At 71.4% G+C, this 10,998-nt stretch carries 11 protein-coding genes and 1 pseudogene; 8 read left to right on the forward strand and 4 right to left on the reverse strand.

Annotation, left to right across the window (positions count from 1 at the left end):
* The first annotated feature begins 35 nt into the window (after window positions 1–35).
* The 6 genes and pseudogenes from GL325_RS09505 (at window position 36) to GL325_RS09530 (ending at window position 6,343) form a co-directional block, all read left to right on the forward strand.
* Window positions 36–432, forward strand: a pseudogene (locus tag GL325_RS09505) (DUF488 family protein).
* The gene (locus GL325_RS15990) at window positions 429–1,676 is read left to right on the forward strand and encodes a histidine kinase (RefSeq protein WP_187769385.1); all 1,248 of its coding nucleotides are present in this window, start codon (window positions 429–431) and stop codon (window positions 1,674–1,676) included. The pseudogene GL325_RS09505 and the gene GL325_RS15990 overlap by 4 nt, the downstream one beginning before the upstream one ends.
* On the forward strand, window positions 1,673–2,356 hold the full coding sequence (locus GL325_RS09515; protein ID WP_154596840.1) for a response regulator transcription factor: 684 nt from the start codon (window positions 1,673–1,675) through the stop codon (window positions 2,354–2,356). Before GL325_RS15990 ends, GL325_RS09515 begins: the two co-directional genes overlap by 4 nt.
* A 128-nt stretch (window positions 2,357–2,484) precedes the next feature.
* On the forward strand, window positions 2,485–3,237 hold the full coding sequence (locus tag GL325_RS09520) for an ABC transporter ATP-binding protein (RefSeq protein WP_187769386.1): 753 nt from the start codon (window positions 2,485–2,487) through the stop codon (window positions 3,235–3,237).
* Window positions 3,234–5,105 carry an FtsX-like permease family protein gene (locus GL325_RS09525; RefSeq protein ID WP_187769387.1) on the forward strand — a complete coding sequence of 624 codons (1,872 nt, stop codon included), beginning with the start codon at window positions 3,234–3,236 and terminating at the stop codon, window positions 5,103–5,105. The genes GL325_RS09520 and GL325_RS09525 overlap by 4 nt, the downstream gene beginning before the upstream one ends.
* 59 nt (window positions 5,106–5,164) lie before the next feature.
* The gene (locus GL325_RS09530) at window positions 5,165–6,343 is read left to right on the forward strand and encodes an alcohol dehydrogenase catalytic domain-containing protein (RefSeq protein ID WP_154596843.1); all 1,179 of its coding nucleotides are present in this window, start codon (window positions 5,165–5,167) and stop codon (window positions 6,341–6,343) included.
* 15 nt (window positions 6,344–6,358) lie between these two features.
* On the opposite strand, the gene GL325_RS09535 is transcribed toward GL325_RS09530, so the two are convergent.
* Genes GL325_RS09535 through GL325_RS09545 form a run of 3 tightly spaced genes read right to left on the reverse strand, consistent with a single transcriptional unit; the run spans window position 6,359 to window position 8,029 of the window.
* Entirely contained in the window at window positions 6,359–7,438 is a 1,080-nt protein-coding gene (locus GL325_RS09535; protein ID WP_187769388.1) for a glutamate--cysteine ligase, read from the reverse strand.
* Between the two features lie 40 nt (window positions 7,439–7,478).
* Complete coding sequence (locus GL325_RS09540; RefSeq protein ID WP_187411465.1) at window positions 7,479–7,640, reverse strand: hypothetical protein; 162 nt, start codon at window positions 7,638–7,640, stop codon at window positions 7,479–7,481.
* Window positions 7,640–8,029, reverse strand: coding sequence for a carboxymuconolactone decarboxylase family protein (locus GL325_RS09545; protein WP_154596845.1), 390 nt, complete (start codon window positions 8,027–8,029; stop codon window positions 7,640–7,642). Before GL325_RS09545 ends, GL325_RS09540 begins: the two co-directional genes overlap by 1 nt.
* A 102-nt stretch (window positions 8,030–8,131) precedes the next feature.
* Here GL325_RS09545 and GL325_RS09550 point away from each other — a divergent pair, with 102 nt between their 5' ends.
* The gene (locus tag GL325_RS09550; RefSeq protein WP_154596846.1) at window positions 8,132–8,392 is read left to right on the forward strand and encodes a metal-sensitive transcriptional regulator; all 261 of its coding nucleotides are present in this window, start codon (window positions 8,132–8,134) and stop codon (window positions 8,390–8,392) included.
* Between the two features lie 21 nt (window positions 8,393–8,413).
* Here the strand turns inward: GL325_RS09550 and GL325_RS09555 are convergent, their stop codons facing one another.
* Window positions 8,414–8,587, reverse strand: a complete 174-nt coding sequence (locus GL325_RS09555) for a hypothetical protein (RefSeq protein WP_154596847.1) — start codon at window positions 8,585–8,587, stop codon at window positions 8,414–8,416.
* A gap of 123 nt (window positions 8,588–8,710) precedes the next feature.
* Between GL325_RS09555 and GL325_RS09560 the strand changes: the two genes are divergently transcribed.
* Window positions 8,711–10,987 (forward strand): catalase, encoded by a 2,277-nt coding sequence (locus tag GL325_RS09560; RefSeq protein WP_187769389.1) that lies wholly within the window; start codon window positions 8,711–8,713, stop codon window positions 10,985–10,987.
* The last annotated feature ends 11 nt before the right edge of the window (window positions 10,988–10,998 follow it).

Here is a 10,998-nt window from a genome sequence, read left to right on the forward strand (position 1 = left end):
GTGCCGAACTGGCCGCTCGACTGCGCGATGCCGGCGTGCAGACGCTGGTCGACGTCCGCCGGTTCCCCGGCAGTCGGCGCAACCCCGAGCTCTCGCGTGAGTCCCTCGAGGTCTTCCTGCCCCTCGAGGTTCCGGGCCTACGCCGCGCACACCCGGACGACGGAGTTCCAGGGCGCGATGACCGAGCTCGTCGATCTCGCCGGACGATCACGCGTCGCCGTCATGTGCTCGGAGTTCGTCTGGTGGCGGTGCCACCGGCGACTCGTCTCGGACGTGGCGATGCTGGTCCATAACCTGCCCGTCGAGCACGTGATGCCCGACGGCCGTCGCCAGCGGCACGAGCCCTCGGCCGGGGCCCGCATCGCGGGGGAGGGGCTGACCTACCCCGCCGCGGGGGTTGACGGGCAGGTCGATGCGACGATGTCCCGGTGAGCCAGACCCTGACGCCGCGCGCCGTCGATGCCGCCGTCGCCGGCGTCACCTGGCTGGTCGCGGTCGCCGGTCTGGTGGCGCTGCCCGTCGTGGCGGCCCTCGACAGCGAGGGCCTGGGCGACGTCCCCCGCCCGGACGACGCGCGCTGGTGGGTGCTGCTGCTCGGTCTCTCGGCCCAGGCCGCCGCGCTGCTCATGGCGCGGGAACGGCCGGCCCTCACGGCGCCGCTGGTGGCGGCGATCGGCTGCGGCGTCTCCCTGGTCGCCGGGGAGACCGCCCCGGGACTGACGTCGCTCGCCGTCGTCGTGGCGGTCTACCGCGCCGTCTCGGTGGGCTCCGTGGCCCGGCTGCGGTGGCCGCTGCTCGGGTCGGCGGCCCTCGTGGCGGTGGCGGTGATCGGCGCAGGTGCCGGCGCCGATGCGCCCGTGGCCCTGGTCGTCGAGGGTCTCGCGCAGGCTGCCCTCGTCGTCGGTGCGCCCGTTGCCGTGGCGTCCTTCCTGTCCTCACGGCGCGCCGCCGCCCGTGCCCAGCGCAACGAGGCTGAGGCGATCGTCCGCGAGCACGAGGCCCGACTGGAGGCCGCGATCGCCCGCGAGCGCACGGGGATGGCCCGCGAGCTGCACGACATCGCCGCCCACCACCTCTCGGGGATCGCCGTGATGCTGGCCGCGGTCGACCGGCAGATCGAGACCGATCCGCAGGCGGCCCGGGCCGCCGTGCGCGAGGTCCGCGGACAGAGCCGGGAGATCCTCGACGACCTGCGTCGCCTCGTGGGCCTGCTGCGCGACGACGACGTCGCCCGCACCTCGGTCGAGTGCATCGAGAGCCTCACCGGGCTGGTCGAGCAGGCCGGCGCGGCGCCCGGAGGGGTCGAGTTCGTCACGCTCCGCGGCTCGGACCAGCTGCCGACGGCCGCCGGGGTCGGCCCTCTGGCCCAGTTGGCCGCCTACCGGATGGTGCAGGAGGCGCTCGCGAACGCACGGTCCCACGCGCCCGGGGCGCGGTGCCGGGTCGAGGTCGACGACCGAGCCGCCGACCGTCTCGTCGTGACCGTCGACAACGCGCCCTCGACCGTGGCCCCGAGTGGATCCAGCGGTGGCTTCGGCCTGCGCGGGATGCAGGAGCGCGCCGATCTCGTCGGGGCGCAGTTGGAGTACGGCCCGTCAGTCGACGGCGGCTGGCGGGTACGCATGACGTTGTCGCGCGAACCGGGCGCGGCATCGACCGGAGGGGAGCACGCATGATCCGGGTCCTCATCGCCGACGACCAGCCGCTCGTGCGGGCGGGACTGTCGGCCCTGCTCGGGGCCGAGCCCGACATCGAGGTCGTGGGTGTCGCGTCCGACGGCCGCGAGGCGCTCGACCTGGCTCGGTCGCTGCGTCCCGACGTGGCCTGCCTGGACATCCGGATGCCCGGCCTCGACGGCGTCAGCGTGACCCGCGAGCTCTCCGGTCCCGACGCCGACCCGGAGGTCCCGGTCGTCATCCTCACGACCTTCGACCTCGACGACTACGTGTTCGGGGCGCTCGAGGCGGGCGCAGCCGGCTTCCTGCTCAAGGACGCCGAGCCCGAGATCATCGTGCGCGCGGTGCGCCGGGTCGCCGAGGGGCACGGCACCATCGACGAGACGCTCACGGTCCGCATCATCGCCGAGTTCAACAGCCGTCGACGGCTGCAGCCGGTGACGGCCGATCGCGCCGACGACCTGCTGACCCCGCGCGAGCTCGAGATCCTCATGCTGCTGGCCGAGGGGATGTCGAACGAGGAGATCGCCCGCGAGCTCGTGCTCGAGGTCTCGACCGTGAAGTCGCACCTGGCGCGGATGATGCCCAAGCTCGGGGTCCGATCGCGGCTGCAGGCGGTGGTCTGGGCCTATCAGAACCGCATTGTGAGGGTCGATCCGTCCGGCCCGCGCGGCGGCTGAGACCCGGCTTGCATCGAAGGATGCAACCTCGCGATCACCTCCCGAAGCGGCTCGATCGGCAGCGCCGGAGTTCCTAGCGTGAGACGTGCACGGACCACCCGGGTCCGGCGACACGCAAGGGGACCGCGATGACCACCGCGCCGCTCACCACACCATCGGACACCGCCGTGCGGTTCGTCCACGTCGACAAGACCTATCCCGACGGCAACTCGACCGTCTCGGCCCTGCAGGGGGTCTCGGTGGCCCTGGCGCCGGGCTCGTTCACCGCGGTCATGGGCCCCTCGGGCTCGGGCAAGTCGACCTTCCTGCACACCGCTGCCGGACTGGACACGCCCACCAGCGGCCACGTCCTCGTCGGCGGCGTCGACCTGGGCTCGCTGTCGAGGGACGCGGTCACCCGTCTGCGCCGTGACCGCATCGGTTTCGTCGCCCAGGCGTACAACCTCATCGAGCACCTCACCGTCGCCGAGAACATCGACCTGCCGCTGCTGCTGGCCGGTCGTCGACCCGACCCTGCGTGGCGGGCCGAGCTGATCGCCTCCGTCGGTCTCGAGGGCATGGAGCGGCGGCTTCCCGGTGAGCTGTCCGGAGGTCAGGCGCAGCGCGTGGCCATCGCGCGGGCGCTGGTGACGCGACCGACGATCGTGTGCGCGGACGAGCCGACCGGAGCCCTCGACTCGCGGACGGCCGAGCAGGTGCTGGACGTGCTGGTGACGTCGGCGCGCGAGTTGGCCCAGACGGTGCTGCTGGTGACCCACGACCCGAAGGTCGCGGCGGTCGCCGACCAGGTGCTGTTCCTGGCCGACGGGCGGTTCACAGACCGGCTCGTGGCCCCGACGGCCGAGCAGGTCGCGGCTCGCATGCTGGAGCTGGCCCGATGAGCATCGTGTGGTCCTCGGCCCGCGCCGCGGCGCGCGTCCACCGGGCCAGCATCGCCGGCAGTTTCGCCGTGGTCGTGCTGGCCTCCGCGTTGCTCACGGCCACCGGTGCCTGGGTGGAGGCGGGGATCCGTCGCAGTCAGGGCGCGGTGGAGCCGGGCGCGGGCGAGCTGCTCGCCCTCGCGACGTCCTTCGCCGGGACGACCGTCCTGATCGCGCTGTTCCTCGTGGCGTCGACGTTCGGGCAGTCGCTGCGGCAACGGCGCCGCCAGTTCGCCCTCCTGCGCACGATCGGCGCGACACCCGGTCAGGTGCGGTCGATGGTCGTGGCGGAGGTGCTGCTCGTGACCGCCGTCGCGGTCCCGGTCGGCGCTGTTCCCGGCCTGCTGGCCGCTCCGAGGCTGACCGACCTGGTGGTCTCCAGCGGCATCGTGCCCGCCGGGTTCGAGTTGGGCTTCTCCCTGGCGGCACCCGTCGCGACGGTCCTGCTGCTGGTTCCCGCGGCGTTGGCCGCCGGACTGCTGGCGTCACGTCAGGTGGCGGACGGGGCCGCGAGCGCCGTGCGTCAGGCCGGTGTCGAGTCACCCGGCCTCGGCCGGACCCGGCGGATCGTCGCCGGTGTCCTGCTCGTCTCGGGACTGGTGGTGGCCGGCGTGCCGTTCGTGGTCGCGGGCACCCTCGCCAGCGCCCTGGGTTCCACGTCGGCACTGCTGCTCCTCGGCGCGGTGGCTGTCGCCGGATCGCGTCTCGTGCACACCGTCGCGAGCCGCACCCTGAGCCTCGTCGGCGGACGGGCCGGAGCGGCGCCGACCCTCGCGCTGCTCAACGCGCGCGGCTTCTCGCGTCGGCTGACGACCGCGGTCGTGCCGCTGGCACTGCTCGTGGCCCTCGGCGGCGTGCAGACCGGCTTCGCGATGACGGCCACGCAGGCCGCGGGCGAGCAGCTGCGCGACGGGCTCTCGGCCGATCTCGTGATCGAGCAGTCGGGCCCCGAGGACTCGGCTGCCGTCGCCCGGACTCCGGGCGTGGACGCGGTCGCGACGATGACGCGCGTGCCCGTGGACGTGAAGACCGACGACGACGAGGGCACGCCGGGATTCCTCGCGTGGGAGTCCTCGAGCGTCCTCGCGTTGGGCGGGGACACCGAGCTCGTCGACCCGGTGGTGCGCGAGGGCTCGTTGGACGACCTCACGGGTGCCGCCACGATCGCCGTCAGCCGCGACGCGCTGATCGGCGGGCTCAAGGGTGTGGGGGACACCGTCGACCTGCGGATGGCCCGCGACGAGGTGCGGGCGACGATCGTCGCCGTCTACGACCGTGGCCTGGGCTTCGGCGACTTCATCGTGGCCCCGGCCGCGATCGAGGGCCTCGCCGCCTCACCCGTGACGGTGCTGTCCGTCGACGGAGCCGGGAGCGACGTCACCGCCGCGCTGGAACGGCAGGGCCTCGTGGCCACGAGCGTCGACGACCACGTCCAGGGCGCCACGGAGGCCGGTGCGGACGGCCAGCGACTGTCCGACGTGCTGCTGCTGGTGCTGCTCGCGTTCAGCGGGCTCGTCGCGGCGAACACGTTGGTCATGCTCACCGCCGGTCGCGCGGCCGAGTTCCGGCTGCTGCGACGCACCGGGGCCACCCGATCGCAGCTGCTGGCGATGATCGCGACGGAGTCGATGGTCGTGGCACTCACCGCGATCGTGATCGGGGTGGCCTGTGTCCTGCCGTCGCTCGTCGGCGCGGCCTACGGCCTGCTGGGCACCGTCGTGCCGGCGGTGAACTGGCCGATCAGTCTCGGCCTCATCGGTGCAGTGCTCCTCGTGAGCCTGCTGCCGATCGCCTCGGGCCGACGCCTCGCGGCGGGAGCCCCCGTGTAGGCCCGCCGGTGATGGGTACCTCCGGGAGACCGACGTTCTCGACGAAAAAAGGTGGATAGATGAAGGCCGTGACCTGGCAGGGCAAGCGCGACGTACGAGTCGAGGAGGTGCCGGATCCGACGATCCAACAGGACACCGACGCGATCATCGAGGTGACGACGTCGGGGCTGTGCGGGTCGGACCTGCACCTGTACGAGGTGCTCGGACCGTTCATGACACCGGGCGACATCCTGGGCCACGAGCCCATGGGGCGGGTCGTCGAGGTCGGCAAGGGCGTGAGCGACCTGCAGGTCGGCGACCGCGTCGTCGTCCCCTTCCAGATCGCCTGCGGCTCGTGCTGGATGTGTGACCACGACCTGCAGACGCAGTGCGAGACGACGCAGGTGCGCGACCAGGGCATGGGCGCGGCACTGTTCGGCTTCAGCAGCCTGTACGGCGCCGTCCCGGGCGGCCAGGCCGAGCTCCTGCGCGTGCCGCACGCCGACTACGGGCCCATCAAGATCGAGTCCGACCTCACCGACGAGCACTTCGTGTACCTGTCCGACGTGCTGCCCACGGCGTACCAGTCGCTGCGGTACGCCCAGGTCGGCGAGGGCGACACGCTCCTGGTGATCGGCCTCGGTCCGATCGGCGACATGGCCGTGCGGTTGGCGCTGCTCGAGGGCATTCGCGTCATCGCCGTGGATCTCGTGCCTGAGCGGATGGCGCGCGCCGCCGCCCGCGGGGCCGAGGTCTACGACGTCACGAAGGTCGACGTCGCCCAGGTCGTGCGCGAGGCCACCGGCGGCCGTGGCGCCGACGGCGTCATCGAGGCGGTCGGCATGGAGGCGCACGGCTCGCCCGTCGCCACGATCGCGCAGAACGCCGTCGGCCTGCTGCCGGACTTCCTGGCCCGCAAGGCGATGACGACCGCGAGCATCGACCGGATGAGCGCCTTCAACCTGGCGGTCGACGCGGTCCGTCGCGGCGGCACGATCTCGCTGATCGGCGTCTACGCCGGCACGGTCGACCCCGTCCCGCTGCAGGTCCTGTTCGACAAGCAGGTGACGCTGAAGATGGGCCAGGCCAATGTGAAGCGCTGGGTCGACGACGTGAAGCCGATCGCCGAGGATTCGTCCGACCCGCTGGGCCTGGGCGACTTCGCGACCCATCGCGTGCCGCTGGACCAGGCTCCCGAGGTCTACAAGAACTTCCAGGCCAAGACCGACAACACGGTCAAGGTGCTGTTCAAGCCCTGACGATTCGTCCGTCCGTCAGTGCTGCGGGTCGGTGCGCTGGACCAGGTCGGCCATGACGGCGACCAGGTCGTGCTGCTCACCGGCGACGGAGCGCTGGCGGACGGCCCCGTTCCCCTCGGTGAGGAGGCGGTGGACGCCGTCGGTCACGACCGCGGTCGTGCCGGCCTCGTCGAGGGCGCCGCCCAGGGTCTTGAGCAGCGACTCGAGCGCCTGTTCGGCCGCCACGAACGTGCCGGTGGCGGGATCGAGCAGCGCTCCGCCCAGGCCGTCGTGGCGGGCCCGCCACCGAGCCGCCTTGAGCGTCTCGAGGCGCCACGTCCCGGGCTCGTGGTGCTCCGACAGGACCGTGGTGACGAGCGCGCGGGTCACCTCCGCGACCAGGAGCGCGTCCTCGACCTCGGTGCAGACGTCGGCCACGCGCACCTCGACCGTCGGGAAGTTCTCGGCCGGCCGGGCGTCCAGGTAGACCATGTGCTCGTCGATCGCGGCACCGGAGGCGATCCAGCCGTCCACCATCGCGCGGTACGTCTCGTGGTCGCCGAACGCCTCGACCGGGCCCGCGGTCGGCCAGGTGTCCCACAGGTGCCCGCGCCAACTGGCATGCGACGTGTCCCGGCCGTGGAAGAACGGAGCGTTCGCGGACAGGGCCGTCAGCAGCGGAGTCCACGGCCGCAGACTGTCGATGACGCGCACGGCGTCGCGGTCGGGCACCTCGACGTGGACGTGCATGCCGCACGTCATGCCGTTGCGCGCGATCTCGCCGTAGCGCGCGATCATGCGTGCGTACCGGGAGCCGGGTGTGGGCTGGGGTTCACTGCCGCCGAGCACGTCGACCGGCACGGCCGCGAGCCCGAAGCCCGCGGCACGTGCCGCCGCAGCCGCCGAGGAGCGCTGCATGAGCAGGTCGTCGCGCAGGGTGCCGGGATCGTCGTGGGCGTCGGTCTGGATCTCGACCTGTTGCAGGAACAGCTCGTGGTCCATCTCCTCGCCGGGATCGAGCCGGCGGTGCGCTCGCACCACTGCGTCGGACTCCGGGACCAGCCGGCCCTCGGCGTCGACGACGAACAGCTCTTCCTCGATACCTACGCGTTGCACTGGCCCAAGGTACCCGCGCGCGGCCCGGCCGGCACTGCGATCAACGCCCCAACAGCCGCCGCAGCCAGGAGTCGTTGTTCGGGTCCTCGTGGCCGCCGCACCACTGGGCGGCCGGAACCGTGGCCTTGACGGCGGCGACGTGGTTGCCGCAGCCGGCCCAGGTGGTCTTGCCGCACGTCTTGCAGGGGGTGGCTCGGCACATCAAACGGTCGCCTCGTTCGCGTCGATGGCGTCCGCGAACTCGCAGAACGCCTCGTAGGCCCGAGCGCCGTGGACCGTCGCGGGACCCCCGTGCATGAGGAAGGTGACCCCGATGGCCTCGGCAGCCTCCTGGCGGGTGGCGCCGGCGCGCGCGGCGGACTGGCCGTGCGAGGCGATGCACCCGTCGCAGCCCTCGACGACGCCGATCGCCAGCGCGATGAGCTCCTTGGTCTTGCGGTCCAGCTCGCCGTCGGCGAACGCGGCGCCCGACAGCTCGGCGAAGCCCTTGTAGACGTCGGGGATCGCCTTGCGCAGGGCACGGTGCTGGGGCGAGAGCTCGCGCAGCACGGCCTTGCCGTGGGAGGAGCCCGTCGTGGGTGAGTCGGTCATGGTTCTCTCGATTCGTGTCAAACAACCCCCAGGGGGGATACGTGCTGTACGATAACAGAACCCCCCGGGGGGATACAAAACCGAGCGAAGAAGGAACGACCGATGCAACTGGAACCCGACGAGGTCAAGGCCATCACCCTGCGACTCAAGCGGGCGAACGGGCACCTGGCGTCGGTGATCCGGATGCTCGAGGAGGGCGCGGATTGTGAGGACGCCCTGACCCAGCTGGCGGCGGTCAACAAGGCAATCGGCCGCGGCGGCTACGCGCTCGTGGCGACGGGCCTGCAGAAGTGCCTCGTCGAGGGCGGACCGGACAGCGTCGACGCCAAGAAGATGGAGAAGCTCTTCCTCGCCCTGGCGTGAGGCGTCCGGCCCGCCGGCCGCCTACTGGTCGGCGACGTCGGGTCGCGTCGGCGACTGCGGGGTGTCGTGGACGTCCTCGGACGTCGTGGCATCGGTCGCGGGGGGAGTGGGATCCGCCGAGCTCTCGCTGACGGTGCCGGACTCCTCGTTCTCGTCCTTGTCCTTGTCCTGGGAATCGTTCGGGTCGTGGGTCATGTGATCCCTCCTTCTGTGAGGGAGGTACCCGGCCACGGATCGATGATTCGGGCGCGGGCGCATGAATAGCCGCCGAACGGGTACCTGAGGTTGGTTCAACCAATCTTGAGGAGCAATCGGTCCATGGATCCCAGCAAGGCAGCAAAGAACATCAAGGACGCCGTCGAGAGCACGGCCGAGAAGGCGATGGACAAGGCCGCCGAGATGGCGACGCCCGAGCCTCCCGGCCGCCCCGGCGCCGAGCCGGCCAGTTTCGAGGAGCCGACGGAGCCGCGTGAGCCGCTGCCGCCGAAGCCCGACCAGAGCAGCCCGGACATGCGCACCGCCACCGGCGCCCCCGCAGGTACCGACGAGAACGCCCGCACCCAGCAGGGGGCGTACCTGACCACGTCGACGGGCGCGCGCGTGCGCGACAGCGACCACTCGCTCAAGGCGGGACCGCGCGGGCCGATCCTCATGCAGGATCACCACTTCCGCGAGAAGATCACGCACTTCGACCACGAGCGCATCCCCGAGCGCGTCGTGCATGCTCGTGGTTCGGGTGTCCACGGCGTCTTCGAGGGTTACGGCACCGCCGCCGACGTCACGCACGCCGGCTTCCTGCAAAAGGGCGTCACCACACCGGTGTTCACGCGGTTCTCGACCGTGCTGGGCTCGCGAGGCTCGGCCGACACCGTGCGCGACACCCGTGGCTTCGCCACGAAGTTCTACACCCCCGAGGGCACGTTCGACCTGGTCGCGAACAACATCCCGGTCTTCTTCATCCAGGACGGCATCAAGTTCCCCGACGTGATCCACGCCGGCAAGCCGCACCCTGACCGCGAGATCCCCCAGGCCCAGAGCGCGCACGACACCTTCTGGGACTTCGTCTCGCTGCACACCGAGGCACAGCACCACACCATGTGGAACATGTCCGACCGCGGCATCCCGCGCTCGTACCGCATGATGGAGGGCTTCGGCGTCCACACCTTCCGCATGATCAACGCGGAGGGCGCGACGTCCCTGGTCAAGTTCCACTGGAAGCCGAAGCTCGGTGTGCACTCCCTGACGTGGGAGGAGGCGCAGCTGATCAACGGCATCGACCCGGACTTCCACCGTCGCGACCTCTTCGACGCGATCGAGTCCGGAGCGTTCCCCGAGTGGGAGCTGGGCATCCAGGTCTTCGAGGACAACCCGGAGCAGGAGTTCGCGGGCATCGATCTGCTCGACCCGACGAAGATCGTGCCCGAGGAGCTGGCACCGGTGCAGCCGATCGGCCGCCTGACGCTCAACGGCAACCCGACGAACTTCTTCGCCGAGGTCGAGCAGGTCGCGTTCCACCCCGGACACCTGCCCCCGGGCATCGACGTCACGGACGACCCGCTGTTGCAGGCCCGTCTGTTCTCGTACATCGACACGCAGCTCACGCGGCTGGGCGGACCCAACTACAACCAGATTCCGATCAACCGGCCGCACGCGCCGGTCAACGACATGTTGCGCGACGGGTACCACCAGCACGCCGACCACGCGGGTGTGGCGCCGTACAAGCCGAACACGCTCGACGGCGGCTGCCCCTTCTTCGCCGGTGCCGACGACCGCGCGTTCGAGGACCTGCCCGTGCGGGTCGCGGAGTCGACCAAGGTACGCGAGAACCCGGCCACCTTCGACGATCACTTCAGCCAGGTGCGGCTGTTCTGGGCCAGCATGAGCCCGGTCGAGAAGGAGCACATCATCCGGGCGTACTCGTTCGAGCTCGGCAAGTGCTACGACAACACGATCAAGGCACGTCAGCTGCAGTGCCTGGCCAACATCGATCCGGTGCTGTGCAGCGAGGTCGCGACCTCGCTGGGCCTGCCGGCCCCGGAGCCGACGGTCCCGCTGACCGAGGAGGTGCCGAGCCCGGCGCTCTCGCAGGTCGGTGGCACGTGGCCGGCCGACGGCCGCATGGTCGGCATCGTCGTCGACGAGGACGGTGAGCTCGGCGGGGTCGAGGCGCTGAAGTCGACGATCTTCGCCGCCGGGATGGTCCCGTTGATCATCGGGCCGCACGGCGGCACGGTGGGTGGCATCGAGGTCCAGCGCACGTTCGCGACGGCTCGCTCGGTCGAGTTCGACGTCCTGCTGCTGGCCGGCCGCCCGGTGCCGGCGCCCGACTCGCACGGGTCGCGCGACGACAAGGGCGGTGCCCCGAGCGGCCCCGCGCTCGACCCGCGCGTCCAGCTGCTGCTGGACGAGGTGTGGCGTCACGCGAAGGTCATCGGCGCCTGGGGTGACGGCACGGCGGCGCTCGAGGCCGCCGGTTACTCCGGTCAGTTGCCCGGAGTCGTCACCGGTGACGACGCCGCGTCCGTGTTCACGCAGGTGCAGGAGCTGATGGCCTCGCACCGCGTCTGGGATCGCTTCCCGGTCGCGGTCTCCTGAATGGAGACTTC

The organism is Aeromicrobium sp. 636 (genome assembly GCF_024433585.1).
In the GTDB taxonomy this organism is placed as follows: domain Bacteria; phylum Actinomycetota; class Actinomycetes; order Propionibacteriales; family Nocardioidaceae; genus Aeromicrobium; species Aeromicrobium senzhongii.

Excerpts from the sequence above, each read along its gene's own strand:
- GL325_RS09515 (WP_154596840.1), top strand. The coding sequence starts at position 1,673 with ATGATCCGGGTCCTCATCGCCGACGACCAGCCGCTCGTGCGGGCGGGA.
- GL325_RS09520 (WP_187769386.1), top strand. The coding sequence starts at position 2,485 with ATGACCACCGCGCCGCTCACCACACCATCGGACACCGCCGTGCGGTTC.
- GL325_RS09525 (WP_187769387.1), top strand. The coding sequence starts at position 3,234 with ATGAGCATCGTGTGGTCCTCGGCCCGCGCCGCGGCGCGCGTCCACCGG.
- GL325_RS09530 (WP_154596843.1), top strand. The coding sequence starts at position 5,165 with ATGAAGGCCGTGACCTGGCAGGGCAAGCGCGACGTACGAGTCGAGGAG.
- GL325_RS09540 (WP_187411465.1), bottom strand. The coding sequence starts at position 7,640 with ATGTGCCGAGCCACCCCCTGCAAGACGTGCGGCAAGACCACCTGGGCC.
- GL325_RS09545 (WP_154596845.1), bottom strand. The coding sequence starts at position 8,029 with ATGACCGACTCACCCACGACGGGCTCCTCCCACGGCAAGGCCGTGCTG.
- GL325_RS09550 (WP_154596846.1), top strand. The coding sequence starts at position 8,132 with ATGCAACTGGAACCCGACGAGGTCAAGGCCATCACCCTGCGACTCAAG.
- GL325_RS09555 (WP_154596847.1), bottom strand. The coding sequence starts at position 8,587 with ATGACCCACGACCCGAACGATTCCCAGGACAAGGACAAGGACGAGAAC.
- GL325_RS09560 (WP_187769389.1), top strand. The coding sequence starts at position 8,711 with ATGGATCCCAGCAAGGCAGCAAAGAACATCAAGGACGCCGTCGAGAGC.